Origin of the sequence: Leptothoe sp. LEGE 181152 (genome assembly GCF_032906605.1) — a bacterium.
Taxonomy (GTDB): Bacteria; Cyanobacteriota; Cyanobacteriia; order Phormidesmidales; family Phormidesmidaceae; genus Leptothoe; species Leptothoe turfae.
In genome coordinates, this window is sequence record NZ_JASATU010000018.1 from 11,832 (window position 1) to 38,324 (window position 26,493).

Annotated in this window: 22 protein-coding genes; 19 read left to right on the forward strand and 3 right to left on the reverse strand. The window is 44.6% G+C overall.

Features of this window, described 5'->3' with window-relative positions:
• The first annotated feature begins 225 nt into the window (after nt 1–225).
• The 7 genes from QGP82_RS11830 (at nt 226) to QGP82_RS11860 (ending at nt 10,781) form a co-directional block, all read left to right on the forward strand.
• Nucleotides 226–1,722 (forward strand): ammonium transporter, encoded by a 1,497-nt coding sequence (locus QGP82_RS11830; RefSeq protein ID WP_250565877.1) that lies wholly within the window; start codon nt 226–228, stop codon nt 1,720–1,722.
• A gap of 110 nt (nt 1,723–1,832) precedes the next feature.
• A complete protein-coding gene (locus QGP82_RS11835; RefSeq protein WP_163661466.1) occupies nt 1,833–3,023 on the forward strand; it encodes a response regulator in 1,191 nt (396 codons plus the stop codon).
• Between the two features lie 157 nt (nt 3,024–3,180).
• Nucleotides 3,181–3,546: a response regulator transcription factor gene (locus QGP82_RS11840; RefSeq protein WP_163661468.1), complete on the forward strand. Its 366-nt coding sequence runs from the start codon at nt 3,181–3,183 to the stop codon at nt 3,544–3,546.
• A gap of 81 nt (nt 3,547–3,627) precedes the next feature.
• Complete coding sequence (locus QGP82_RS11845; RefSeq protein ID WP_163661470.1) at nt 3,628–4,131, forward strand: CheW domain-containing protein; 504 nt, start codon at nt 3,628–3,630, stop codon at nt 4,129–4,131.
• A gap of 44 nt (nt 4,132–4,175) precedes the next feature.
• Nucleotides 4,176–7,046 carry a methyl-accepting chemotaxis protein gene (locus QGP82_RS11850; protein WP_499059298.1) on the forward strand — a complete coding sequence of 957 codons (2,871 nt, stop codon included), beginning with the start codon at nt 4,176–4,178 and terminating at the stop codon, nt 7,044–7,046.
• A gap of 46 nt (nt 7,047–7,092) precedes the next feature.
• Nucleotides 7,093–10,335, forward strand: coding sequence for a hybrid sensor histidine kinase/response regulator (locus QGP82_RS11855; RefSeq protein WP_163700726.1), 3,243 nt, complete (start codon nt 7,093–7,095; stop codon nt 10,333–10,335).
• A complete protein-coding gene (locus QGP82_RS11860) occupies nt 10,332–10,781 on the forward strand; it encodes a chemotaxis protein CheW (RefSeq protein ID WP_163661475.1) in 450 nt (149 codons plus the stop codon). The genes QGP82_RS11855 and QGP82_RS11860 overlap by 4 nt, the downstream gene beginning before the upstream one ends.
• Nucleotides 10,782–10,862: 81 nt before the next feature.
• On the opposite strand, the gene QGP82_RS11865 is transcribed toward QGP82_RS11860, so the two are convergent.
• Nucleotides 10,863–11,708, reverse strand: coding sequence for a DUF4058 family protein (locus QGP82_RS11865; RefSeq protein ID WP_163661477.1), 846 nt, complete (start codon nt 11,706–11,708; stop codon nt 10,863–10,865).
• A gap of 395 nt (nt 11,709–12,103) precedes the next feature.
• On the opposite strand from QGP82_RS11865, the gene QGP82_RS11870 reads away from it, so the two are divergent.
• The 3 genes from QGP82_RS11870 to QGP82_RS11880 all read left to right on the forward strand — a co-directional run bounded on the left by QGP82_RS11870 (nt 12,104) and on the right by QGP82_RS11880 (nt 15,389).
• Nucleotides 12,104–12,526, forward strand: coding sequence for a tetratricopeptide repeat protein (locus QGP82_RS11870; RefSeq protein ID WP_163661479.1), 423 nt, complete (start codon nt 12,104–12,106; stop codon nt 12,524–12,526).
• 376 nt (nt 12,527–12,902) lie between these two features.
• On the forward strand, nt 12,903–13,874 hold the full coding sequence (locus tag QGP82_RS11875; protein ID WP_163661481.1) for a UDP-glucuronic acid decarboxylase family protein: 972 nt from the start codon (nt 12,903–12,905) through the stop codon (nt 13,872–13,874).
• 135 nt (nt 13,875–14,009) lie between these two features.
• A complete protein-coding gene (locus QGP82_RS11880) occupies nt 14,010–15,389 on the forward strand; it encodes a UDP-glucose dehydrogenase family protein (protein WP_163661483.1) in 1,380 nt (459 codons plus the stop codon).
• 143 nt (nt 15,390–15,532) lie between these two features.
• Here QGP82_RS11880 and QGP82_RS11885 read toward each other — a convergent pair whose 3' ends face one another.
• The gene (locus tag QGP82_RS11885) at nt 15,533–15,994 is read right to left on the reverse strand and encodes a T3SS (YopN, CesT) and YbjN peptide-binding chaperone 1 (RefSeq protein WP_163661485.1); all 462 of its coding nucleotides are present in this window, start codon (nt 15,992–15,994) and stop codon (nt 15,533–15,535) included.
• Nucleotides 15,995–16,159: 165 nt separating this feature from the next.
• Between QGP82_RS11885 and QGP82_RS11890 the strand changes: the two genes are divergently transcribed.
• The 9 genes from QGP82_RS11890 to msrA all read left to right on the forward strand — a co-directional run bounded on the left by QGP82_RS11890 (nt 16,160) and on the right by msrA (nt 25,345).
• Entirely contained in the window at nt 16,160–17,584 is a 1,425-nt protein-coding gene (locus QGP82_RS11890) for a DUF697 domain-containing protein (RefSeq protein ID WP_499059302.1), read from the forward strand.
• Between the two features lie 262 nt (nt 17,585–17,846).
• Entirely contained in the window at nt 17,847–18,569 is a 723-nt protein-coding gene (thyX, locus tag QGP82_RS11895) for an FAD-dependent thymidylate synthase (RefSeq protein WP_163661489.1), read from the forward strand.
• Between the two features lie 172 nt (nt 18,570–18,741).
• Nucleotides 18,742–19,125 carry a response regulator gene (locus QGP82_RS11900; protein ID WP_163661491.1) on the forward strand — a complete coding sequence of 128 codons (384 nt, stop codon included), beginning with the start codon at nt 18,742–18,744 and terminating at the stop codon, nt 19,123–19,125.
• A gap of 210 nt (nt 19,126–19,335) precedes the next feature.
• Nucleotides 19,336–19,578 (forward strand): hypothetical protein, encoded by a 243-nt coding sequence (locus QGP82_RS11905; RefSeq protein ID WP_163661493.1) that lies wholly within the window; start codon nt 19,336–19,338, stop codon nt 19,576–19,578.
• 583 nt (nt 19,579–20,161) lie between these two features.
• On the forward strand, nt 20,162–21,292 hold the full coding sequence (gene rpoD, locus QGP82_RS11910; RefSeq protein ID WP_006515781.1) for an RNA polymerase sigma factor RpoD: 1,131 nt from the start codon (nt 20,162–20,164) through the stop codon (nt 21,290–21,292).
• A 341-nt stretch (nt 21,293–21,633) separates the two neighbouring features.
• Nucleotides 21,634–22,239 (forward strand): transcriptional repressor LexA, encoded by a 606-nt coding sequence (gene lexA / locus QGP82_RS11915; protein ID WP_006515782.1) that lies wholly within the window; start codon nt 21,634–21,636, stop codon nt 22,237–22,239.
• A 145-nt stretch (nt 22,240–22,384) separates the two neighbouring features.
• The gene (locus QGP82_RS11920; protein ID WP_499059306.1) at nt 22,385–24,025 is read left to right on the forward strand and encodes a DUF3352 domain-containing protein; all 1,641 of its coding nucleotides are present in this window, start codon (nt 22,385–22,387) and stop codon (nt 24,023–24,025) included.
• Nucleotides 24,026–24,201: 176 nt separating this feature from the next.
• Nucleotides 24,202–24,522 carry an STAS domain-containing protein gene (locus QGP82_RS11925; protein WP_006515784.1) on the forward strand — a complete coding sequence of 107 codons (321 nt, stop codon included), beginning with the start codon at nt 24,202–24,204 and terminating at the stop codon, nt 24,520–24,522.
• Between the two features lie 148 nt (nt 24,523–24,670).
• On the forward strand, nt 24,671–25,345 hold the full coding sequence (gene msrA, locus QGP82_RS11930) for a peptide-methionine (S)-S-oxide reductase MsrA (protein WP_163661501.1): 675 nt from the start codon (nt 24,671–24,673) through the stop codon (nt 25,343–25,345).
• Between the two features lie 136 nt (nt 25,346–25,481).
• On the opposite strand, the gene pheS is transcribed toward msrA, so the two are convergent.
• The gene (pheS, locus tag QGP82_RS11935) at nt 25,482–26,474 is read right to left on the reverse strand and encodes a phenylalanine--tRNA ligase subunit alpha (protein WP_163661502.1); all 993 of its coding nucleotides are present in this window, start codon (nt 26,472–26,474) and stop codon (nt 25,482–25,484) included.
• Nucleotides 26,475–26,493 lie beyond the last annotated feature (19 nt).

Genomic DNA, 26,493 nt, shown 5'->3' on the forward strand with positions numbered 1-26,493 from the left:
ATATGACGCAAAGTTGCCCTTAAGGACATTACGCTTCAGTAAAATCAACCGATTTATGCTGATTTTTTGATTAGAACTGCCCTCTACCTGAGAGAACAAAATCGCTCTGGGAAATATAGATCTATTACAACCTCGCCCTTAGCAATCGATAGACAATCACATCCACTAGGGTGAAATTGTCTCTTAATAGCTACTTAAGTGAGATTTTTAGATGTTTTCTCCATAATGAGACAATTTTACCAGAAGCGCATGGGGTGGCAGCCTACCCTATTACTAGTCATTGCAATTTGGCTAGTTTGGAATGGAGCCGTCCTGGCTGCGGATACTACGCCTGAGTCGCTGCCTGAATCTCTCCAGGTAACTGTAGATACCATTTGGGTTTTGTTATGCGCAATACTCGTATTCTTCATGAATGCTGGTTTCGCCATGCTGGAAACCGGTTTCTGTCAAAGCAAAAATGCTGTTAACATCCTCACCAAAAACGTCATTGTCTTTGGTGTTGTTTCTCTCTGTTTCTGGGCAGTGGGTTTTGCCCTAATGTTTGGAGATGGTAACGCGGTTATCGGTTATTCTGGATTCTTTTTACAAGGCCTAGATTTAAGTCCATTAACGGACGAGCACTATAGTGGGGTCTTTGACTCCCTTGCTTGGGCAGGTATACCCCTGGATGCTAAATTCTTTTTTCAATTAGTATTTGCAGGTACCGCAGCAACAATCGTATCTGGCGCGGTTGCAGAACGTATATCATTTTTAGCATTTTTTACATTTAGCGCTGTTCTCTCCCTCGTTATTTATCCAATGGTTGGCCATTGGATCTGGGGTGGGGGGTTTCTACAGACTATGGGGTTTTGGGACTTTTCCGGTTCAACAGTAGTCCATAGTGTCGGGGGTTGGGCTGCATTAACCGGTGCTTGGCTATTAGGGCCACGGGTTGGTCGGTATAGGCCGCATGGTGAAAACACCATACCAGGTCATAACCTTGCGATCTCAACACTAGGTGGATTAATTCTGTGGTTTGGCTGGTTTGGATTTAATGCGGGTTCAAGTATGACAGCAGACCCAGCCATCGCTAGCCGTATTATCCTGACCACAAACCTGTCGGCCTCCACTGGTGCCGTAGCGGCAGCTGTTATATCGTGGTTAATCACCAGCAAACCCAGCCTCAGCATGATTATTAATGGTGCCCTAGCTGGGTTGGTCTCTATCACCGCAGGGTGTGCATATGTCACCTCCATCGGTGCCATTATTATTGGTTTTATCGGGGGCATGTTTGCAGTCTTTGCAGCGGGCTTGTTTAACCAATTACGGATTGACGATCCCGTAGGTGCGCTCCCTGTCCACCTAGTAGGTGGAATCTGGGGAACAATTGCCGTTGGCTTATTTAGCGTTGGTCCTAATATTAATGATTGGCACTCGGAAACATCAGGTCCAGCCCTTGGTTTTTTGCTGGGCGGAGACATTAAACCTGTTCTAATTCAAATTACAGGAATTGTCATTGTGGCTGCGTTTGTAAGCATCAGTACTCTGTTTAGTTGGTTCATGCTCCGCATCATTTTTGGGCTGCGAGTATCTCATCAGGCTGAGTCAACGGGATTAGATCTGAGCGAACATGGGCTCGAAGCCTATCCAGAATTCTCTCAACGCTCTTTACCCCTTAATAATCTTTTCCATTCTGTCAAGGATAATGTCATGAAATCAAACACTTCAACCTTGAACCACTAAAGAATCATGGGGTGTCGCAACATGTTATGTAGCGACTCAAAACTTTGATTACCAGGGGGATAAAGCAATAATTTAAGTCTATTTACCCTGTCTACGCGATGACAATAACAATGACCAATAAACAGTCTGTCATCACCATTAGTGATTTTACGGCAGCAAAACAAAGTCGGCTTTTTGGGCTACTCAAGCAAAGTCAGTTTAACGGGCAGTTACAACTAACCGCCCATCACACTAAGTGGACATTTGAGTTTTATATGGGCCGATTGCTCTATGTCACGGGTGGCAAACAACCAATGCGTCGTTGGTATCGTCATGTCAAACACGCCTGCCCTGACCTTTATTTGGAACTCTCGACTCTCAAATCCGAGTTTAGAAAGTTATCTAAAACAGAGAATCAAAAAAAATTAACATGCTGGGAATATCAACTGTTAGGCTTTTGGTATAGCCAACAAAAAATATCTCGTAAACAAATCAATCAAATCATTGAAAACATTTTTTTAGAAGCCTTCTTCGATATTAATCAGGCCCGTGAAGTGGTCTATCAGGTGCAAACTGACAATCAACTATCACATCAGCTCTTACTGATAAATGCCGAAACTATCATTTACAAAGCCAAAGCCCTTTGGAAATCATGGCTTGAGGCAAAATTAGGTGATCGTTCTCCTGATTTAGCTCCCATAGTCCGTCATCCTCTAGAACTCAAAAAACAGGTTCCTGAACCTCTATACCGAAACCTGACAATGATGCTCACGGGTCAGCAGACCCTCAGAGATCTAAGCATTAAACTCAATCGTGATATTGTCTCCCTTTCAGCGTCTTTGCTACCGTATGTGCAACAGGGTGCAGTAGAGCTCATTGAAATTGATGATCTAGAATCACCAATTTCACCCTCTACAGTACAAGAGCCATCTCCTAGTGGCCCTTTGATTGCTTGTATAGATGACAGCCCCGCCATTTGCCGAGCATTAGAAAGAGTTTTAGGCACAGCAGATTATCAGACTCATTGTGTCCAAGATCCATTAAGAGCGATCGCCGTATTGTTATCCAAAAAACCTGCATTAATATTTCTAGACCTTGTGATGCCTGGAACCAACGGCTATGAGCTTTGTAGTAAGCTAAGAAAGATATCCTGTTTTAAAGAAACACCGGTTATAATTCTGACTGGGAACGATGGAGTAATTGATCGAATGCGTGCCAGGATGGTAGGTGCATCCGCATTCTTGAGCAAGCCAATTAATCCACATCAGGTATTATCAGTCGTTGAAAGACAACTTTCTAAACACGCTTCAGTTGAAATATAGATAGTTTTATTATCCAATTTTGGGAATAATTCTATTTCTTTAGATATAAACTATCACTCAGGTCTTAAAGCTGGGAACACTGCTAACAAGTTTGTTCTAGGCATTCATTACAGGGTTTGCTCAAGCTATTTTTTGTTTATTGAAATTGGATAAATCCATGGGAATTGCACTAGTTGTTGATGATTCTAAAACTATTTTAGAAATGCTGGCTAAATGTCTGTCACAAGATGGCTTAACCGTAATGACAGCAACCAATGGTGCCGATGCCTTGGCAAAACTGAGTACCCAGACACCTGACATTATCGTGTTAGATGTAGTCTTGCCCGATCGTAGTGGATTTGAAATTTGTCGCGATCTTAAAGCAGAAGCTACAACCAGTGCAATTCCCATCATTATCTGTTCTACAAAAGATACTGATATGGATAAATTTTGGGGAAAGAAACAGGGAGCTGATGCCTATCTCACAAAACCCATTGATCAAGCAGAGTTATCTAAAACAGTTAAGCAACTGATTGGCCACTAGGGAAAAGTTGTCAGTTTTACCATCAATTCTGTACCAGCTTCTTGATGGGACTAGACAAATGGAGAGTCATAAAAAACAACTATGCAACTGTCTACACAGACATCATCTCAAGCATCAGCTGTAGATCAGTACCTAAAATTTAGCCTACTGAATGATGTGACGGCACTGTTACCGATAAGTCAGTTAGCAGCAGCCTTAAAGATTGAAGTTTCTCAGATTACCGCAATCCCACATTTACCACCTTGGATCATGGGAGTTTATAACTGGCGCGGTGAGATTCTATGGCTAGTAGATATAGGTCATCTGCTTGGAGGAAATCCCTTACATCAACAACCCACACTAACTACACACTACAATACTCTACTCTTAGAAAAATCATCGATAGAGACACCCGAGCGATATCATCTCGGCTTAGTTGTTCATCAGATAAAGGGAATAGAACTATTCTCTCTCGATACCATTCAGTCTCCATCAGTTATATCTGAAACGCTTGTGCCATTTTTACGGGGTTATTGGTTAGGAGAAGCCGGTGAAATGCTTATTCTCTTGGAAGGCTTATCAATTTTTGACCACATGCCCGTTTAATTAATCACACTATTCAACCTATCACTTGAGTTCAAGAGTTTTCTATGACATTAAGCACACCCACACATTCTGACAGTGGTGATTTGCCTACTGAAGACACCACCAAGATGCAGTCTGATGAACTATTCGCTAGTTTAATCACAAAACCTCGCTCAGAAACAGTATCACGTTTACCTATACAAAGTCAGTCTATATCTCACCAAGGTAAACTCAGAGTCTGGTGGCATCGACTGGGGCTAAAGACAAAAGCATCACTATTAGCCATATTACTAGGTACGTTTCCTGTCATTAGCGTGGGTGCGATCGCCTATAACATTGCCAACCAGGGAACCTTTGAAAAACTCCAAGAGCTAGAAACAGTACGCGTCAATGATCTACAGTCAGCAGTAGCACTCTTCATGAAAGAACGCTACTCAGACATTCAGTTTTTAGCTAACTTAGAGATTTTCACTGATCCTCAGCTACGGAGCACCATCACTCCAAAACAAAAATCTGAGAGCCTCGACCAAATGATGAAGGCCTATGATGGGGTTTACAGCAGCATCGCGTTTTTTGATCTTGCTGGTAATCCCATTGCTCAAACCTCCCAAGGGAAAAAACTGTCCAACCACCTTAATCGTTCCTATATTCAAGCCGCTAAAGCCGCTAACGGCGCAATTTTGAGTCAGCCACTAATTTCCACCACCTCTGGTGAATTTAGTGTGTATTCAGCCTCTGTTGTCAAAGATAAGTTAAATGGGCAACCAATAGGATATATCCGTGCACGGATTCCCATTGAAAAATTAGGAGAAATTCTCAACAATTTTGGAGATAATGGCCATAAGTTTTATCTAGCTAGCGAATCAGGGGATGTCTTTTTATCTCCCCAGGCAGGTTACATCATACCAGTGAATTCCTCCGGTCAAGAAGTAGATCTCTCTGAATCCACTGACATTGAGATCTTAACTCTAGCAAAGATTTTTCCCGATATTGCGGGCATTGTCCAGGGTGAGCGTGGTAAAACTGTAAAAGCTAGCAATAGCCTAACTGAAGCTCCAGAAATCGTTGCTTTCTCGCCATTTATAGCGACAGAAAATCTATCTAACTTAAATTGGAGTGCAGTCACTTCAGTTGACTTAGCCGTCCTACAAGCCACTCAGCGGCGATTGTTTTTTGCGATCGCCCTAGGAACATTAGCCGCAGCAGGGGTGGCAACAGGTTTAGCAATTTGGATAACTCGACGCTTCACCCAACCTATTTTGCGGGCTGCCGACGTTGTCAATAAAATCGGAAAAGGGGATCTGCGTACGCGACTAGACGTTACTGGGCAAGATGAAATTGCTCAGCTTGGTAACAACATCAACCAAATGGCTACGCAGCTCAAGCAGTTTAACAATGAACAACAGACTACTGCACAGCAATCAAAGCTGTTGGCATCAGCTACGTCAATTACAGGCGATTTAGACAGTGACCACAATCAAGCCCAACTAAATCTATTTGTTGAACAAGTACGGACCTTCCTCCGCTCCGACCGTGTTGTCCTATACCGCACCAAAGATGCCCAAATATTAGGCCAGAATGAATCCGTTACAACTAGCCAGCTTAGTATTCTTGATGAAACAGTACCGTCCCTATTCATCTCACAAACAGAAATTGAGAACTATATCGATGGTCAACCGTTAATCGCAGATGATGTTACTATTGCCGATTTAACAGACAGCGTACGTCAGCGGTGGCACGTCCTCAATGTTAAATCTGCCTTGGTGATACCAGTTGTGAGTCAGGCTCGCCTGTTTGGCTTGTTGGCAATTCATCATGTGCAAGGGCTACACATTTGGACAGAGACAGAAATCCACTTCTGTAATCAGCTAGGTCGACAGTTGGGTGTCTTAATGACCGTTCAACAAGTTTCTTCCCTAGCAGCAGAGCAGAAATCCTTAAAAGAGAACTTACAAAAACGTGCTTTAGAGCTGATGCTGGAAGTTGATCCAGTCAGTCAAGGTGACCTGACCGTCAGGGCCCAAGTCACCGCCGATGAAATTGGTACTATTGCCGATTCGTATAACGCTACGATTACTAGCTTGAAGAAAATTGTCGGACAGGTGCAAATTGCTTCGCAGCAGGTATCAACCACAGCCAGTCAAAATGAAGCTTCTGTCCAAGATCTTTCTCAAGCCGCACAACAACAAACCCAAGAAATTACAGCCGCGCTTGAGCAATTAGATCAGATGGTTGCCTCTATTCGAGCCGTAGCCGCCAACGCAGACCAAGCTGAAGCTATTGTTCAACAAACAACTGCCACTGTAGAATCTAGTGATGTTGCCATGGATCGGGCAGTAGAAGGGATTCTAGCCATTCGAGAAACAGTAGCCGCCACCGCAAAAAAGGTTAAACGTCTGGGTGAGTCATCACAAAAAATCTCAGGTGTCGTTAACCTAATTAACGAATTTGCTGCCCAAACTAATCTATTAGCGCTGAATGCATCTATTGAAGCCGCTCGGGCTGGCGAAGAAGGACGAGGTTTTGCAGTTGTTGCAGATGAGGTACGTTCATTGGCACAACAATCCGCAGAAGCAACCACCGAGATCGAGAACCTGGTCGCCGAAATTCAAGCAGAAACCAATGAGGTGGTAGAGGCCATGGAAATGGGAACCGAGCAGGTAGTCGTAGGAACTCAGCTAGTAGACAAAACACGTGAAAGCTTAAACAGCATCGCCCAAGTCACTACTGAAATCAAAGACCTCGTCAATTCGATTAGTCAAGCCACATTCTCCCAATCTGAGAGTTCAGAAAATATGACTAAAGTGATGAAGGATGTAGCCAACATCGCCCAGAAAACATCAGCTGATGCCAACACTGTCTCTACATCTTTTAGAGAGCTACTAGAAATTTCTCAAGCTCTACAGGAAAGTGTGCGTCAGTTTAAGGTGAGCTAGCTCCAAACTATTGTTTCAATCTTGACCCCTCAATGCTCTGCAGGCTATGACCATCGATCCTGAGATTCGCGATCAGGCTTATCAATTTTTTATTGAAGAAGCGTCTGAACTGCTAGACATCATTGAAACTGGCCTGCTTAGCCTGCGCCAAGACACTAGTGTACAAAGGGTACATGAGCTGATGCGAGCAGCACACTCCATCAAAGGAGGAGCTGCCAGTGTCGAACTAGATACCATTAAAATCATTGCCCATCGGCTGGAAGACTCACTAAAAGCGTTGTACAGCGATACAGTAGTGGTGGACGCAGAGTTAGAAACTTTGTTTTTACGTGCCTATGATTGCTTACGCCATCCCCTGCAATCACAGATTGACACAGGCAAATTTAATGAAAAACAAACTCTAGTTGCATTTGAGAGTATTTTTAATGACTTGGAGGAATACCTTGGACCAGCATTACATGCTACAGATAGCTTTATGCCTAGCTCTGCCGAGCTAGGCATAGATATTGTCGCCTCACTTTTTGAGGTCGATGTGGCTGAAGTATTAACACAACTGCGCACCTTAATTACCGATCCTCAAAACTATGATTGTGGGCAAGAGCTACAGATTCAGCTTGAGATTCTAACTGGATTTGCCGAAATTATAGATATACCGAAATTTACAGAGATTACAACCCTTGCTCAAGCAGCTGCAAACAGATATCACGATCAGCCATTACCTGTAATTGAACAAGTTATAGACAATATAGAACATGCTCGCCAAGCTATCCTTGCTGGGGAGCGAATTGCAATTGGCGAACCTTCAAAGAAGTTATTGACATTAGCAGAAGGCAATATAATTGAGCTTGATGAACCAATTCATACTCATATCTCCGAACATATCGATGACCTGGATTTGTCTAATCTCAACCTTGATATGTTGGAACCTCCAAACAACTATGAAATAGAAAAAACAACCTCTGCTCCATCAGACAGCTCAGCCAACCAAATTTCGGCTTTAGAAGAAATCTGGTCCATAGAAGCTTTAGAATTCCCTTCGGTAGAAAAGATAGAAAAGGGCGACAATTCAAAGCTTATACAACCTGATGTCAATGCCTTAGCAGACATATGGGGCAATCCAGAATCAACAGACAATAACTTCGATGTAGAAATAACAGATTTTGAAGCTGTTATGGCAGATGCTCCAACGGAGTCAATCTTAGATTCTTGGTCAACTCCGTCTACTCCAGACCTTGAAATCTCTACAGATGCCACAGATAGCCCTGAGGTTTCTATGGCAAAAAGTGTTGGAGGTGCAGATATTATTTCTAATAATATTGAAACCACTGTAACCAACATCAGCGAAATCTATGATTTGCTACCAAGATTGCCCCAAGCGGTACAGCAAAAACCTTCCAAAAAGAAGAAAGCTCCAGTTAAATCAACTACACAATCTAGATTGTCAGCCAAAGTTGCCCTAGATCGTCTAGAGCGAATGAATAATTTAGTAGGTGAGTTAGCCATCAACCGTAACAGCTTGTCGTTGCAAAATGATCAATTTCAACGCACAGTTCATCGACTCGGCCAACGATTCTCTTCATTCCGAACCATTGTCCGACAGTTACAGAGTATCTCTGACCAAATCTTGGTTTCTCCTAATCAACACCGATCTAGCACGATTATTCGCACTGAAGATAGTACATTTGACTCTCTTGAAATGGATAGCTATAGCGAAATTAATTCGCTACTCGAAGGAGTGCTAGAAGAAGTATTTCAATTGGCAGAATCGGTTGATGATGTAGCCCTGTTTGCTGGCCAATCAAACCGATTGTTAGAACGACAGCGACGGACTCTCAATCAATTGCGGGATGAGCTGATGTGGTCACGCATGGTTCCCCTAGATCAAGTCTTAAAGCGATTCCCTCGGGTGATTCGAGAACTCTCAAATACATATCAGAAACCGGTTGAACTTAAACTAACAGGCACAGATGTTTTAGTCGATCGCGTCATGCTTGAAAAGCTCTACGATCCGCTACTACATCTGGTACGAAATGCGTTTGACCACGGCATTGAGCCCCCCGATAAGCGGCAAACATTGGGCAAACCTGACCAGGGTACTATTGAGGTTCGAGCATTCCATCAAGGTAACTATACCGTTATTGAAATTGACGATGATGGTCAAGGTTTAGACACTGACAAGATTGCTCAACGGGCAATTGAAGCGCAAATGATTGCTCCAGAGCAGGTAACAACAATGACAAAACAGCGCATCCAGCAGCTAATCTTTGAACCTGGTTTCTCCACCGCCAATCAAGTGAGTGAACTCTCAGGGCGTGGTGTAGGTCTAGATGTTGTAAGAGAGAGTTTACAAACGTTTAATGGTAAGGTGTCAGTAACCACCAATAAACATAAAGGTACCGTATTCTCCCTAAAAATCCCTCTCACCCTTACCCTTACAAAACTGGTAGTTGGCAGTGTTGGGACGACAGCCATCGCCATCGCTTCTGACAGTATTGAGGAAATTATTAGACCTGCTGCTGACCAACTTAAACAGTCTGGTGGTCAACGATTTCTCCATTGGAGATCGCAACTAATCCCCATATATCAATTAGCTGAGCTTCTCAACTATCAGTGCCAGGTTCCCAAGCAGCTACCCAAGGAACTGCAAACAGGCCAGACAGTCAGAGGACAACAGCAAACCATGCTAATCATTGAGCAGGGGCAAGGATTATTAGCCTTAGGCCTGGAACAGATCGTCACAGAGCAAGAACTAGTCATAAAACCGATGGGTAAAGCCATTGCCACCCCTAGCTACATTAACGGTTGTACTGTTTTAGCCGACGGTAGCCTAGTGCCTGTCATTGACGGAGCGGCTCTAGTGCAGTTTAGTACAAAACTCTCGCTCCCAATACAGCCCCAACCTCAGTATGAGCATCATTCCCAAACACTGATGATTATCGATGATTCATCAGCACTACGGCGCACTTTAGCGTTAACGCTACGTAAAGCAGGTTACCAGGTGCTACAGGCAAAGGATGGTCGTGATGCGCTGGACCAATTACAGAGAGGGGCGCTACCAGAATTAATTATCTGTGATGTGGAAATGCCTCGCTTAAATGGATTTGAATTTCTCAGTCATCGTCGGGCTAATTCCTCATGGACTCAGATCCCAACAGTGATGCTGACATCACGTGGTAACCATAAGCACCGAACGTTAGCCAAACATCTAGGTGCTAACGATTACTTTACTAAACCCTACATTGAGAAAGATTTTGTAGGTGCGATCGCAACTCTTCTCCAAAAGCCATGACACGCCAAACATCTACCGCCACCATCAACTCACTTAGACTCATTGTGATGAGTCTAGGAGAATTAACCCTCGCCTGTCGTATTGAATCTGTTTATAAAGTTGTTAGCCACTCCCAAGTTCACAGTAGCGGTTTAGGATACACAGGAGTAACCCATATCGATGATCATGCTGTTGTCGTAATTGATCTACATCACAAACTATTCAATATACCCACTGCCAATAAACATGGATATTTTGTCATCCTCAAACCTCAGGTGGGTGACCTATTGGCTATTCCTGTAACAACTTCACCCAATCTAATGGATATTCAACGAGACCACATCAGGATATTACCAGAGTCTTACCGACAATCTGACACGCTTGCAATTGCCAGCCATGTCGCTGTTGTTCCCCATGGAGAGGATACTCTCACCCTATTCGTAATAGACGAAAATACGTTGATCTAAAACACAATGTAAACCGGAAAATCTTTTTGCTCAAACGCTTATAGGTTTTGGGAGTGTAGCCAATCCAATAGCTGATCATGCCTATAGATGTGCACTTTGTTTTGTGAGCTTTCCTTGATCATATCGATTTATGCTCTGGTGCGATGGCCGCAGACTTGATCGTTCCAATAAAGTTGTTAGCCAAATAGTTTCCTCTGGAGGTAGAGGGGGAATTGGAGATCGCTCATAGTCAATTGAAAAATAACAAGGAGACCGCAAACACGCTTCATCAAGTGCCCGTTTGAGATCCACTGTGCAATATGCCTGAGCCCCTACATCGTCTTGGGGATAACTTAAAGGTAACTTCAGGGGGGGAATCGGCGCATTCACTTGCCAGGCATACAAATCTGCCTTTGGACGCTGATCGCTACGGCTCACCAACACTCGATAATCAACATTACCTGCTGCATAGGCAGAAATTGGCTCCCATCCTCGTAGCAAGTCTATCTCGACAAAGTGAGTATCACTGCCAAAGATAGCCTCACAGCGCTGCTCATAATTTTCACGACCACGGCCAGGACGTTTCTTTTGAGGCGTTAACACTTCGATGATGGTAACCGTCCTACCAATTTGACAATCGAGAATCTCAATATAGTCCTCTTGTATGGTTTGCGGCACCGCAATGTAGGTAGGAATTGGTTGCTGATGGGAAGCAGCGACATCATTGGTCGGTGGACTATTGGGAGAACAGTCATGGGCCAACTGCCCAACGACTAGACTATCTTCACCACTAACGCGATAGACCCGTTTGCGGATGAGGATACTGTATCGTTCAGAAACTTCTTTCTGTAAGAGGTTGGCCAGGGCAGTTACAAACTGTGGATGAATTTCAGGCCAAAGATCAGGGTGCTCTAGGTAAGGGTTCATGCCGGGGAACATATCAGGCATTAACTATCCTCTAAATTTCGATAGCGGAGCGTTATGACAAATCAGATAAAACGGCTGTTGGTCCTGTTGCTAACCAAACTGCATGGAATGAACCTCATAAAATTTTAGCAAGAAGCCATATTAGTATCCACCAAGCGTTCATAGTTATGTACTTTTTAGATCAAGGTTCACTTGGTGTATCTGTAGATACTTGACCATCATTAAAGATGAAGATTTTATAAAGTCAATGGAAATACAGTGTGGCAAAACTACTTTAAACAGTGAATCAGTTGTCTTAGCTGTAGGACTTCATAAAATCTTTTCAGGGGGCTCATCAGACAAACAGGATTTTAATAAGACTTTATTAGTAGTAATTTTTGCTGAAAAACAGGCTGAAGTCAGCTTTGTAAGGAATTATGGAAATCTCAACCAATGGATGGATAGTAATCGCTGTAATATTGGCGATTTTGGGAATTGGGGGCGGTGCGATCGCAACTACAATTCTCCAGCCCTTGGGCCCAAACATCCCCTTCACCACCCCGATCACTGATATCTCCACACCCATTGGTGGTGATGCACGTCATCAGTTTAACCAAGGCATCTGGGCCTATCGGGAAAAAGCATATGCTCGAGCCATTGACTGCTTTACTAAGGTCATCAAAGCTGAACCTAATTTAGCAGAAGCATTTCATAATCGAGCACGGGCTCAAGCAAATCTAGCAAAAACACAAGCTGCCGCTAGCGATTTTGTCACTGCTAGCGACATCTATAGCCGCCAAGGTAGTCGCTCAGGTATCAATTGGATTAAAACCGACCTTAATGTCTTGACTAACCTTTAGATAGAAGATCACAGACATCCTTCGTTCTTTTTGTTACAGCTTAGAATACCTAAAATCGGTCACTGGTATATTCAGTCAAATTTTGGGTATTCCTGTAAAAAGGATTTGAAGTTGTAGTGAATGCCTATTGCAGTCGATCGTTTAACCAGCAAACTTTGTTAAATTGCAGACATATTAGGGAAATTATGTAGGCATTCTGACTTAGGTAAGCTAGCGATAGCATCAAGGCCTCCTAAGGAATTGGCCGTACAACTTGTGATTTCTATTACAAGTTGCGTCTGCTCTGCTGTGCCCTCAACAAAGGTCTGGTCTTAAGGAAGCACGTAGTTTATAAACATTTCACATTGTGTTGGCGTCTTACTAGTTCAAAAGTATTATGCGAATTTTAGTTACCGGTGGAGCCGGTTTTATAGGTTCTCATCTCATTGATCGCCTAATGGCAGATGATCATGAGGTTATTTGTCTAGATAATTTCTATACTGGCCGGAAGCAAAACGTTTTGCAGTGGTTGAATAACCCCAAGTTTGAGCTCATTCGCCATGATGTTACTGAGCCTATTCGGCTAGAAGTCGACCAAATTTATCACTTAGCCTGCCCTGCTTCACCAGTGCACTATCAGTACAATCCGGTAAAAACCATCAAAACTAATGTGATGGGTACCCTCAATATGCTAGGTCTGGCCAAACGAGTCAAAGCTCGTTTTTTCCTAGCGTCTACCTCCGAAGTTTATGGTGATCCTGAAGTTCATCCTCAGCCAGAAGAATATCGAGGCAGTGTGAATACCATTGGGATTCGTAGCTGTTACGACGAAGGTAAGCGGGTCGCTGAAACTCTCGCCTTTGATTATCACCGTCAAAACGACGTTGATATTCGGGTAGTACGCATTTTTAACACTTACGGCCCACGTATGCTCGAAAACGATGGTCGGGTAGTTAGCAACTTTATTGTGCAAGCACTGCAAGGTAATCCTCTAACTGTATACGGTGATGGTTCTCAAACCCGCAGCTTCTGTTATGTGTCCGACTTAGTAGAGGGCTTTATTCGTCTTATGAATGGTGACTACATTGGTCCTATGAATTTAGGGAATCCAGGTGAATACACTATTTTGGAACTGGCTCAGTCTATTCAAAAAATGATTAACCCTGATGCTGAATTGAAATTTGAACCCCTGCCCCAGGACGATCCACGTCGTCGTCAGCCAGATATTACAAAAGCTAAAACCATGCTGAATTGGGAGCCAACAGTGCCCCTTCAAGCAGGTTTGAAGCTGACCATTGCGGACTTTCAAGCTCGCTTAGAAGCAGCGGGTAACCTGGCTATGCCGACAACGGCAACGTCATCTTCTTAGATGATTGGCCCAGGTTACGGTTAAAACGCCTTTCTGTATTCTCCTCGGGTTCCAGGAACCCGAGGACTAGAACAACAGATAGCGCTGATTACGGTTAATTTCATTGGATTTATCTTTTAAGTAAGGAGTATTTATATGCGTGTTTGCGTTATTGGTACAGGCTATGTCGGCTTAGTTACAGGTGTATGCCTTTCCCACATTGGTCACGACGTTATCTGCGTTGATAACAATGAGGAAAAGGTCAAATTGATGCAGTCTGGGCAATCGCCTATTTTTGAGCCGGGACTGTCTGAGCTGATGCAATCTTCCATGGAAGCTGACCGCTTAACGTTTACCACTGACCTGGCAGCAGGCGTTTCCCATGGCGATATTCTTTTCATTGCTGTTGGTACCCCCCCTCTACCGACCGGTGAAAGTGACACTCGCTATGTTGAGGCAGTTGCCCGGGGCATTGGAGAGCACCTGAATGGTGGTTATAAAGTAATTGTCAACAAGTCCACAGTGCCCATTGGCTCTGGTGACTGGGTCCGCATGATTGTGATGGACGGTATTGCTGAGCGTAAACAAGTGCCAGTGGGTGCCGGTGCTCCTGCTGGCAAGCCTGAGGCTCCCTTGTTTGATGTTGTTAGCAATCCTGAATTTTTACGTGAAGGGTCAGCAGTCTATGACACTTTCAATCCTGACCGGATTGTTTTAGGTGGCAGCAATCCTAAGGCAATTGCCATGATGAAGGAGCTTTACGAGCCTATCGTTGAGCGTAAATTTGCCGAAGAACAAGAAGCACCTCAAGTGCCTGTTTTGGTGACTGATCTCAGCTCAGCTGAAATGGTGAAGTATGCATCCAACGCATTTTTGGCCACTAAGATTAGCTTTATCAACGAAGTCGCTAACATTTGCGATCGCGTTGGTGCTGACGTAGTACAAGTTGCCCAAGGTATTGGTCTAGATTCTCGCATTGGTAGTAAGTTCCTCCAAGCTGGTATTGGCTGGGGTGGTTCTTGCTTCCCTAAAGATGTATCAGCCCTGCTGCATACCGCTGATGACTACGGCTATGAAGCCCAGCTATTGAGAGCCACCATTGATGTCAACACTCGACAGCGCCTACTCTCCCTTGAAAAATTACAGCAGATGCTGAAAATCTTAAAGGGTAAAACCGTCGGACTATTGGGTCTAACCTTTAAGCCCGACACCGATGACATGCGCGATGCACCTTCTTTAATTCTGATTGAACACCTCAATCGTTTGGGAGCCAAAGTCAAAGCCTACGACCCCATTGTTTCCCAAAGTGGCATGCGCAATGGTATGACCGGCGTGATTGTAGAAACTGACGTTGAGCGTCTAGCTGATGGCTGTGATGCGCTGGTGCTCGTAACGGATTGGCAACAGTTTAAGGACTTAGACTATGGCAAGATGGCTAGTCTAATGAGTACCCCTAACCTGATTGATGGCCGGAATTTCCTTGACCGTCAAACCTTGGAAGAGGCTGGCTTTACCTATTCTGGTGTTGGTCACTAATTTTTTCTTTAGGAGGAAATTACACTCCCTCTAATTAATTAATAATTTTCTAAAGGGGCGCTATCTAATAGATAACGCCCCTTTAGATTAGGCAATGTCTATTTATTTTTACTTGAACGCGGATATACGTTGACGCCCAGTGACTAATTTCTAGCATCAGGGGAAGCCCAGCGATCGAGCGCCCGCTTACCGCCCCAACGGGCAACAATTTCATCATCATAATCATCGGCAAGTCGCACTACGGTGGTCACCGAATGTTTGAGTTCAATGCGATCGCAAGTAGACCCCACTAAACTGTGCTCAAATACGATATCGTCTTCACTATCCAAAGCAAAACGTCCAAACAAGATATTGTCATTAGCCCGTAGTAGATAGTACGTAAGCTCTGAAGTAGCATCTACATCAGTAACTACATAAGATCGTGTAGTAATCAACGCTTCACTTTCTCCCCAGGGAACTACACGGGTAGAAGCTACCGCTGAGCCAATAGTAATAATAAAAAGAGGTTCATCTTCGAAAGCTACCGTCGCTTCCCCAAATAACTCATCCATCCAGGGGGCAATGCGTTCGTAGCAAGTTTTCTGAGCTGAACTTTGAAAATCCATGAAGCGGCAGCAAGATTGACGACTGGTGGAGATATCTCCCGATATCCAAGCAACATTCTCTCACCTATGTTTTACAGGTGCTCAAAAGTTTCTTGATGATGTTACGGCAATGAAGGCAGTATTAAACTTATAAAGCTTTCCACACTCACAAAAAGCATCCCGACATTGACTAATTTGTCTGATTCTTCGTTAGAGCCATCGCCAGATAACCTGCCAGAGTTTGATCAACTCGCAGCCGATCTCTACTACGGGCAGGCACAGGCCAGCTTAAAACAAGTCATTGACAGTCTAGATTTAACCCCTCGAGAACGCGAGGGTCTGCAGCCTGAAATCAATAACTTGCTTGGCTTGCAACACAAGTTAGAGCAAGGCTCTCTGCATATTGCAGCCTTTGGTATGGTGGGCAGGGGAAAATCCTCATTGCTCAACGCATTAATTGGGCAGTCTATTTTTATTACGGGACCACTGCACGGGGTAACCCAGGATGTAGCCAGTGTAGATTGGCAGTCGGTCTCTAAAGATAGCTCGATTCACCGGGTGTCTGTAGGTGACAAAGCAGGTAACACTGGAGCGTCCGTCGAACTCATTGATACACCAGGAATTGATGAAGTTGGCGGTGAACAACGTCAGCTACTAGCCGAGCGCGTAGCCCAGCAGAGCGATCTAATTCTATTTGTAATATCAGCCGATCTGACTCAAGTGGAATACGACGCGTTGGGATGGTTACGCCATGCAGGCAAACCAATTTTGCTAGTTTTCAATAAAGCTGATCAGTACTCGTTAGAGGAACAGACATTACTGCTCAAGAAAATTCAACAACGGGTTACCCCCTTAAGCATATTGACTGAAGACATTGTGTTGGCAGCTGCAGCCCCACTAACCACAACAGTAGTGCAAGACCCGAAAGGTGTGCGGCGGCGGCAGAACACCCGAGGCACCCCCGATATTCAGACTCTGAGGCTCAAAATATTAGATGTACTCGAACAAGAGGGCAAAGCCTTAATTGCTCTCAACACGCTCTTATATGCAGATGACGTACAGGCGAAGTTAGTTGCACGTAAGCTAGAAATTCGTCAGCGCCGAGCTAATGACCTGATCTGGCAAACCGCCCTGACTAAAGCCGTGGCAGTAGCCGTAAATCCAGTGTTACTCGCCGATATGGTTGGCGGCATCACAGTAGATGTAGGTCTTGTAGTGGGCTTATCTAAACTTTATGGGTTACCCATGACCCAACAAGAGTCTTTGAAACTTTTGCGGACAATTGCCCTATCCACCGGCAGTCTCTCCGCCAGCGAACTGCTGATTACCTTAGGGCTAAGCTCTCTGAAAAGTATTTTAGGAGCAGCCGGTTTAGCAACGGGAGGATTAAGCGTAGCCCCCTACTTCTCAGTAGCCCTAACCCAAGCAGCTATAGCAGGTGTTGCCACCTATGCCATCGGCCAAGTTACACGTACATATTTGATAAATGGCGCAAGTTGGGGCGAGCAAGGCCCTAAGGCAACCATTACCAAAATTGTGAATAACTTAGATGAAACATCCATAATGGCTCGCCTCAAACATGAACTCAAGCAAAAACTTAATCGGACGTAGTTTGCTTGAATCATATGTCGCTATCCTAACAATGAGAAGCTTCAAGGCTATAGATCTAGTCTAAAATTTATCGCTGCCCAAAGGACTTCGTTAGTTAGTTTTAGGAAACTACATGTTCTGAAAGGCTGGCTTGAGCTGTTGCTTCTCTGCCGATAGACTATATCGGTCGACTATCCATCAGTGAGTTCGTTGCTGACATTTAGTCGTCCCTAAACACGTGAATTCATTCGCTGTCTAATAGTATTCCTTTTTACAATTGCCCATGCATCGGTTTACCGTCGAAGTTATTTCCCAAACACCTAACCCACAGCAAACCATTTACGCTGCGATGCACCAAGACTATGCTGAGGGTTTTGTTTGGAACGATCGCCAAAACTGGCCTTCTGAAGAGAAATGTGGTGACCTAATCATTCGAAATTTACTAAGAGGCGGACGGGGACACTATGGCCCCCTAGAACACCCTCAAATCATCTTGAACTGTGGCTGGTTCCCGCATTCCACCATGCAACAAGTGCGCACCCATCGAGTCGGGGTTTCCTTCGATGTTCAGTCTTTTCGCTATACAGGCTCCCGCATTTTAGATGTTATAGCCGGGAAACAGGATGTGGAAGATGTTTTTTATTTGCGTCCTGTTGGCGACTATAGCGACCGACAAGGCAAACACTACGCCTATACTGAGGAGCTTCGTCAGCAGGATATCGCCTGGTGTTTAGAAGCCTGTGAGCGCTACAAAACTCGCATTGGGCAAGGTTTTTCTGAAGAGCATGCGAGAGGCCTGATTCCCTTTGACGTACGGCAGCATTGGGTGATGTCGGCTAATGTCCGATCGCTCATGCATTTGTTAGATCTCCGCTGGAAAGCAGATGCCCAACTAGAGGCACAAAAGCTTTGTGAAGTTATTTGGCCACACTTTCAGAGCTGGGTACCTGCGATCGCAACTTGGTACGAAACAACTCGACTTAAGAAAGCACGTCTTGCGCCTTAAGGATTATTGCCATTTTCACAGGTTAATCTTGCAATTCATTAACTTGAATGTACTAGTTCTCAACTTTGATAACCCACCCTAAGAAGCCTTTCGATACCTTTCATGGGGCTGTGTTTTTTAGACATTCCCCATAGACTTAGGGTGCTGAAATAGGCCTTATGGGTAATGGCATATGGACAGCTCTAGCGGTTACATCTTATTGCTGGACCAGTACTGTGGAACAGAACTGGTCGTCCAATCACTCTCAAACCAGGTTGAGGGCTCCGTATTTGTAGCCCATTCAGCCGATCAAGCTGTTGCCCGTATCGAAGAAAGCATTCCCTATTTAGTCATCCTCTCTGGCACTCAAAAGCACTGGTCATCAGCCTTTGTAGATCGACTAAGAGAAACTGTAAAACCCTTAGGAACAACTATCGTAGCCCTGACCAAATCCCATGAGCCAAGCTGGCCTGTGCAAGAAGAGCATCCAGGGGTTGATGGATTTCTAGTTGAACCAATTAGTAAAGATGTGCTGCATTTACTAGTGAAGTCAGCTGTAGCAAAAGCCATCTTATAGATATAGATATACAGATAGATTACAGCTTACTGTAGGCAACTACCCTGGTGTCAGGGTAGGCAAGCATATTTATGACCTCAGTGCCATAGGTAATATTAAGCGGCTTGTCCTGCTACAAGAGTTTCCTAATCTAGAGTTGAAAGACTAAAGCAGTTTAGCGGCTTAACAAGAAATATCCTGCGCCACTGTATATTCTGCGACACTGTATCTGTGACATCTAAATCATTTAAATCCCAGCAAATCAGACGATTCAAGTTTTGGCGCAACCAGCGCTTGCGGGATGGCATGCAATATCAATACGCTCTTTTCCAACGAATACATACAGCAGACTACAAACAGCGCCATCAGGTTTATCAACAGGCCAGCCAGCTAGCGCAACAAGGGGCTGACATACTGGTAACCTACGAAGATCAGGCATGTCACCTTTGGTTAAATCTTAAACACAAAGCATAAACCACATAGCCTTGATCCTGCACACCCTTAGCCCAAATTAATTCAAACAATTACGCCATCAAACTAGCTCTACAACCGCTCTATAAATCAAAAGCACAAAAGTTTTATATTTTATTTAGTTTTTGATAGGCAAAATTAATGTGTGCATTGATACAGTCTGAAACCCGTTGAAAATAAAGGGATTGAGTCCAGAGTTGTTCATGAAAAACCATGGATTGATGACAACTTGCTCAAATTCCTCTGGGCGTTTTGTTGAAAGCGTGTTACTACTGTAGAAACACGGACAGCTTCAGCAGTTGGTCCTGAGTTTTTACATTGGTAGTGAAATTTCAAGCTTTGCTGACTATGGAATCCCTATTCAAAGTGTTAGCGAATGTTTACCGTTGTAAACTATGGACCTTTATGCTAGGCAGCTCGTTCACCATATCAGATAAGTCTTTCACTAGTTAATAAACTTCAAGGGGTCCATCGAGTTGCCTTAGCACTTTTAATGTTGAGTCTCTAGTATGGACCTGCTAGGTTTGGTGATCTTCTGTTTTGATATTTTGATCTGTTGCATTTGAAGGAATACGAGGAAAGCGGCATGACCCAAGCTAATACTGTTCTTGAGGACTTGAGGCCCAGAAATGAACTGGATTCGCTAATCGATCCTGAGGCTGGGAAAACTTTTTCAAGTTCCGAGGAAGATATCCAGGGTGCTAAGGCTGCTAAAGGTACAACTCGGCGTCGTAGTTCATCATCATCATCAGCTCAGTCGAAGAAAAAACACTACACTGAAGACTCTATTCGACTTTACCTACAAGAAATTGGACGCATTCGTCTACTAAGGGCAGAAGAAGAGATTGAATTAGCTCGTAAGATTGCTGATTTGCTAGAACTTGAGCGAATTCGCGATGATTTGTCCGATGGAATGGATCACGAGCCCGATGATGCTGATTGGGCAGCGGCTGTTGATATGCCTTTACCGGCCTTTCGTCGTCGTCTTCACCTTGGACGCCGTGCCAAGGATAAGATGGTGCAGTCTAACTTACGATTGGTGGTTTCCATCGCCAAGAAGTACATGAACCGTGGTCTATCTTTTCAGGACCTGATTCAAGAGGGCAGCTTGGGTTTGATTCGTGCTGCTGAGAAATTCGACCACGAAAAAGGTTATAAGTTTTCAACTTACGCAACTTGGTGGATTCGTCAGGCTATTACCCGTGCGATTGCTGACCAATCCCGTACTATCCGGCTGCCTGTCCACCTGTACGAAACTATTTCTCGTATCAAGAAAACCACCAAACTTTTATCTCAAGAGCTAGGTCGTAAGCCTACCGAGGAAGAAATTGCTACTCGGATGGAAATGACCATCGAGAAACTACGTTTTATTGCTAAATCTGCTCAGTTGCCCATTTCTTTGGAAACGCCCATTGGTAAAGAGGAAGATTCACGTCTAGGTGACTTTATTGAATCAGACGGTGAAACTCCTGAGGACGAAGTATCCAAGAGCCTTTTACGCGAAGATTTGGAAGGCGTCTTAAGTACATTGAGTCCCCGCGAGCGCGATGTGCTGCGTCTACGTTACGGTTTGGATGATGGTCGTATGAAGACGTTGGAGGAAATCGGCCAAATCTTCAATGTGACTCGTGAGCGTATTCGTCAGATTGAGGCTAAGGCCCTTCGTAAGCTGCGTCATCCTAACCGCAACAGTGTTCTGAAAGAGTACATCCGCTAAGGGCTTACTGTAGCAAGCACATATTCATTAGTTCAGGCTTGAAGGAATCCTTCAGGCCTGTTTCTTATGCTTGGGTCGACAGACATTGAGCGTAGCCGCCGAGTCTCAGTATTATTTTTACCGTTGCTGAACCTCGGGGGATTTAATCTGGGAAATACTGATGTAGGACAATCCTGCCAGATCGATTCATCTCCTAAATCAGCAACGGCTTATTTTTATGGGGTGATTAGAGCATCCTGTTACCTGTTTCAAAACCAAGTGGACAAAAAGACAGTTTTGTTGGTACTGTTGTTCTTATAGGGGTACGCTTGTTCCCTTATGGTTCGTCCTGTGAGTAACCCATGGAACCTCTTACTAACGCTCAAGAGGAGCTGTATAACTGGTTGGCTGATTACATTCGTGAGCATCAGCATTCTCCCTCCATTCGTCAAATGATGAGGGCTATGGGGCTAAAGTCCCCAGCTCCTATTCAAAGCCGTCTCGATCACCTCAGAAAGAAAGGCTACATTGACTGGAATGAGGGTAAAGCTAGAACAATTCGGATCTTGCAGGGTGGGGGAGTCCCTGTGAAAGGCACCATTGCTGCGGGCTCTATGGTTGAAGTTTTTGCAGATGTTGCTGAAGAACACCTTGATCTCTCCTCATTACCTATTAAGTCGCGTGATTACGCTTTGCGCGTGCGAGGCGATAGCATGATCGACGCACTCATTGATAACGGCGATTTTGTCATCATGCGTCCAGTGGAAGATCCCAACAGCATTCGTGATGGCACCATTGTGGCTGCCCGGGTAGAAAGCGCTACCACCCTTAAGTATTTGTATCGTCAGGGTGATGATGTAGTGCTTAAACCTGCCAATTCTAACTATGAGCCTATGGTTTATCCAGCTCAAGAAGTTGATATTCAAGGTCGCTTATTAGCTGTTTGGCGTAGCCAAGATTTGATTTAATCTCAACTTTAGGGTCACTGATAGCTGGTTTATAGAAGCTACTGCCACGTTTCAATGCCTAAGCATTAAAACGTTAATTGTTCGCTCAGTTCCAGGGTCGTTGCTCTACTAAACTAGAGTCGCACAGGATTGAGCAAGACTATCTATGGTGAATTTGTCGGGGATACCTTGGCGGCGTTGGCAATTAATAGTAATTGCGATCGCACTATTATGCCTTAGCCTTGGTATCAACAGCTGCAGCCAGCTATCCTCAGATGCAAATCAACCGTCCCATCTTTCAAGCAGTGAAACTTTAGCGTTTGTTTCAAAGCATGCGCTGTTAACAGCGGTAGTGAGTACTGATGTTAAACCTGGCAAAGATTGGGAGAAATCTGACGTTTTCAAGGCTTTATCACAGGCTAGGGACCAACTAATAGCTTCCTTTGATTTTAATCTCGATGAAGATGTTCGTCCCTGGCTAGGGCAAGATATTGCCTTTGCGATCACGAATAAGGATCTTGATCAAGATAATAGTAATGGTCGCCAGGTTGGATACCTTTTGGTGGTTGATGCAGATGATGGTGATCGACTACGTGAATTCTTAGAGCTGTTTTGGCAGCGACAAACTATTGCGGGCACTAAACCTGTTTTCACCCAGGCCAGTGGAGTGCCCATCATTACTGGTCAGCTAGCCAAAACACAGCAGCAGATAGCCACCGCAGTTATCAGTGGGAGTAGGTTGCTGGTTGCCAATGATATAAAAGTTTTACAGCAGAGCCTGCGTGTTGCCCAGACGCCTACTTTGCAGCTCTCACAATCCGAATGCTGCACACCAGTCTGGCTAAGTTTACGCATTCCAGACCTTGTTGATTGGCTAGGGTTAGCCACGCCAACAGAGCCACGATTTATGTCGGCACTTCAATGGCAGCAGCTAACTGCAACAGCGACATTTCATCAACAGCAACTAGTAATCAGCAGTCAATTACAGACTCTGAATAATAGGGCATTTTTAGATAAATCAGCCGCTAAATCAACAGACCAGAGTTCTAAATTAAAGGCCACTACCAATATCTCCGAAAAGTATTTACCCGCATCACTGGCTTGGGGAGCAACAGGGCACGATCTACGACCTTTATGGCTGGCAGTACAAAGTGAACTGAGCCATTATCAGCAGCTACCGGCTCCACTCCAACTGGCACAGGAACAACTGTCCACCCAGTTAGCCCAGACACTCTTACAACCGCTTGCTCAGCTTCTAGCTAGCCACTATGCAATTGGTCAATTAAACGATGGCTCTTGGTTAATGGCTGTGGAGGATCCTGCCCCAAGGTTAATCAGTCAGCTGGATGCAATTGCGACAGACCAAGGGTTAACAGTCAGTCAGTTCACCCTAGGTAATCAAGCTGTCACAGCATGGAGTCGCTTAAAAACTCGGGTAGCAAACAGCCGTAATCGAGAAACTACGGTTGAAACCGACCTTTTAGCCCTTCATACTAATGTGGATGCACACACTATTTTTTCGACTTCCATTGATGGTTTAACTGCCGCTTTAGAAGCTCCAGACAACCGACTGTCAGATACCCAAAGGTTCCAACACACTATGCCATCAATGGCTATCCCTGACCAAGGATATTTATATGGAACTTGGAACGAACTGGAACGTCTTCTAGCTAGTAATCGTTGGTTTTCCTTGATAGAACCCATTTTACAGCCATGGAATCAGTCAATTGATGCGATCGCAATCACTGGCAATCAACCAACAGTTAATCAATCAGCCGGAAAAATCTCAATTCTGTTGAAGGATTAAGTGTTCTAAACTGCAACCATGGCTATCTAAAACTGACAGCCTAATGTACAAGGGGACGAACACTTCTCTATTGCTTCAGTTCAACAGCTCCCAATGGCGAACTGAGCAAAAGTGCAAGTTTTGAACATCTGTAAAGCTAAACTATAGTTTATTGATATTAAGCCATGACAATCTCTATGGACTTAGGTGTTCATGTAATTGAGCCGAGCGGTATCTTAGACGGAACTCAAACTTCGGCATTTCGCCAGCAAGTTGATGAAGCTCTAGAAAAAGGTGCCAAAGTATTGCTAATTGACCTGAAAGACATCACTTTTGTAGACAGTTCAGGTCTGGGCGTTTTAGTCGCCTGTTTGAAAAATGCACGTACAGCTGGGTGCAACATGTACGTTTGTTCTATCAACGATCAAATCCGCATGCTGTTTGAACTAACCAGCATGGATAGGGTCTTTGAAATTTTTGAGGACCGAGCAGCGTTTAAGGCAGGTGTTCTCAAATAGTCTTGAACAACATTCAGTTGCTTCAGTACTGGTAGCCCCTTGCTCTGTCAGGGGGCTATTGCTTTTATAAATGCGAAGTAAGTACTCACCACTCTGGGCTAGATTGAGTAGACTAAGACATAGGCGTTCTTAAATCTATTGCAAATCTATGGTGTTTTTTGGACTTGGTAGCTTAGGCAAAAAAGGCACAATGCCGTCTACTAATGAAGCATTGCCAGGTCGTTCTGATAAGATGCCTGTCCCTAAGCAGCATTACGTTAACCACAATCCTTTACAGCCACCGTTTCCCGATGGCATGCAGACAGCAATGTTTGGTCTGGGTTGTTTCTGGGGAGCTGAACGCCGCTTTTGGCAACAAGAAGGCGTATTTTCAACATCCGTAGGCTATAGCGCAGGTTACACCCCTAACCCCACCTATCGAGAAGTTTGTTCCGGGATGACCGGACATAACGAAGTTGTGTTGGTGGTGTTTGATGCCAACGTGATTAGCTACGAGCAACTGCTAAAAGTATTTTGGGAAAGCCATAACCCTACTCAAGGTATGCGCCAGGGTAACGATGTAGGAACCCAGTACCGGTCTGGAATTTATACCTACTCTCCTGAGCAAAAAGCCGCTGCTGAGAAGTCCTTAGCCATGTATCAAGAGGCACTGACCCAGGCTGGTCATGGCACCATCACAACCGAAATTTTGGATGCACCTGAATTCTACTATGCTGAAGATTATCATCAGCAGTATCTAGCGAAGAATCCTGGTGGTTACTGTGGTCTTGGTGGCACCAATGTGGCTTGCCCCATTGGTATTGGTGTGGCATCCGATAGTTAATCAACGGTTTCATCCACAACAGATAGCTAAAGTAATCCCCTCTGTCAAATGGATGTTCCATAGGGGGGTTAGCTTGTGACTAAAGCTGTCCCTGTTTCCCAACAAACAACGAACGGTCATCAAGCTTCACTCAAACCTAAAACTGCTTGAGAAAGCGTAGATCGCTGGCATACAACCGACGAATATCATCAATCTGGCTTTGTACCATCGCCAGGCGTTCAACCCCCAGGCCAGCTGCAAAGCCGCTGTAAACCTCAGGATCATAGCCAACAGCCTTAAGCACATTGGGGTCAATCATGCCGCACCCAAGCACTTCTAACCACTTGCCCTTCCATTTCACATCCACTTCGGCTGAGGGCTCAGTAAATGGGAAATAGCTGGGCCGTAATCTGACCTCAATCTCACCAAATAAAGCCTCTAAAAAGAGTTGGATAGTGCCACGTAAATCAGCAAATGTGATGTTTTTATCAACAGCAAAAAATTCTATTTGGTGGAACACTGCCGCATGAGTTGCATCAACTGTATCGCGACGATAGCAGCGCCCCATAGCCAAGGCCCGCAACGGCGGCTCATGATTTTCCATGTACCGGATTTGGGTATTGGACGTATGGGTACGCATCATCTTGCCGTTGGGCAAATAGAGGGTATCCTGCATATCCCGAGCAGGGTGATCAGGTAAGAAATTAAGGGCTTCAAAGTTGTAATAATCCTCTTCGATTTCAGGTCCACTGGCCACCGTATACCCAAGGCCCACAAAAATATCGGTAATCTGGTCAATAATGCTGTTGATAGGGTGAACCCTTCCCTGGGGTAAGTATGTTCCAGGCATTGACACGTCTAAGGTTTCAGCCTCTAGCTGCGCTTGGATTTTGGCATCTTGCAAAGCGGTTTTACGCTCGTCAATGCTAGTTTGCAGCACTGTCTTGACCTGATTAGCCAAGGCCCCTATGCGAGGGCGATCTTCGGCAGAGAGTTTGCCCATACCGCCTAAGATTTTGGAAAGCTTACCTTTTTTGCCCAAATAGCTCACCCGAAACTGGTCGAGTTCGTCGAGGTTACTTAAGGTTGCGATTGCATCGCTGGCTTCTTGCTGTAATGTACTCAGTTGCTGCTCTAGGTCGGTGGTCATACTGGCCAAAAAGTTGAAA